The sequence below is a fragment of the Vibrio sp. Vb0667 genome (assembly GCF_033391095.1).
The window spans coordinates 1-1439 of record NZ_JAWPOL010000170.1 but is presented as its reverse complement, the minus strand read 5'-3'; the positions used below and the strand labels follow the sequence as shown (position 1 = coordinate 1439).

The window sequence follows — 1439 nt, the reverse complement described above, 5'->3', positions numbered from 1 at the left end:
CCATGCAATCTAGGGACAAGCCCCAACTTTCAATCGTTGTCACACCAACTAACAGCCACGTTGAAGTGGTGGTCAGTGACAACGGTTGTGGCGTGGCACTAGAACAACTCGACACCATTTTCGAGCCATTTCAAACCAGCAAAAAAATCGGCGAGGGCTTGGGTTTAGGACTGTCAATCACCGCGAACAACATGCGAGACATGAATGGGCAAGTCACAGCACAACGCAATCCAGGTTCCGGTATGTCGTTCCTCTTGCGATTTCAGCTCGCCAATACGATTGATTGAGCCAACTAAAAGTGACTTACACAGATATTTATTCAAAAATCAGCAGTGATACTCGCAACTCAACCCCCAAGCGGCTATCGGATCTGGCTTCGGTTGGCGTCTTTTCTAAAACCGAACAAATCGCCCTTCAGAAAGTCGATCTGGCTACAAGAATCGTGATGTGACCTGCACTATTCTCAAGCAAAGAAAAATCCAAGTAACTGCAATTTTCTAACGATAAAAGAGTGAGAAACATGATTAAGTTTCCAGATAATTTCCTTTGGGGTGGTGCCATTGCTGCAAACCAAGTAGAGGGGGCATACAACCTTGGGGGTAAAGGTTTATCAACATCAGATATGTTGCCAAACGGCATTCTGAGCCCGCATCAAACGCGTGAAGAACGAACACCAGGTATCAAAGATCTTGCGATCGATTTCTACAATCGCTATCCAGAAGATATTGCTCTATTTAAAGAGATGGGATTCACCTGCCTGCGCTTGTCCATCGCTTGGAGTCGTATTTTTCCTAATGGCGATGAACTGGAGCCAAACGAAGAAGGACTGGCGTTTTACGACAAAATTTTTGATGAGCTAGCCAAACACGACATGCAACCATTTGTGACGCTTTCTCATTACGAGATGCCTTACGCCTTGGTTGAAAATTATGGTGGTTGGGGCGATCGTCGAGTGATCGAGTTTTTCGAGCCTTACGCTAAAACCGTGTTAGAACGCTACAAAGATAAGGTCAAACTGTGGCTTACCTTCAACGAAATCAACATGTCTCTGCATGCACCATTTACTGGGGTTGGTTTGCCAGAAGACGCAACAGAGCAACAGATTTACCAAGCGATTCACCATCAATTGGTGGCGAATGCTAAAGCAGTGAAGCTGTGCCAGAAAATTGTACCGAATGGCAAAATCGGCAACATGTTACTGGGTGCCATGAACTACCCATACACTTGTAACCCTGATGATGTGTTAGCCGCCATGCATGAAAACAACAAGTGGTTGTTCTTCGGTGACGTGCAAACTCGTGGTCAGTACCCTGGCTATATGAAGCGCTATTTCCGTGAAAATGGCATCGAAATTCAGATGCAAGACGTTGATTTAGAAGACATTGCCTCGGCCAGTGTCGACTTTATCTCCTTCAGCTACTACGCCAGTGGCTGTGCGA

2 protein-coding genes are annotated in these 1439 nt (G+C 45.8%); both read left to right on the top strand.

The annotated features are described in order from the left end of the window. Positions 1–287: ATP-binding protein (locus R8269_RS24345; RefSeq protein ID WP_318222790.1), on the top strand; the 287-nt coding region annotated here is incomplete at its 5' end. Positions 288–520: 233 nt separating this feature from the next. After that, a partial coding sequence (locus tag R8269_RS24340) for a glycoside hydrolase family 1 protein (protein WP_318222789.1) occupies positions 521–1439 on the top strand: 919 nt, incomplete at its 3' end.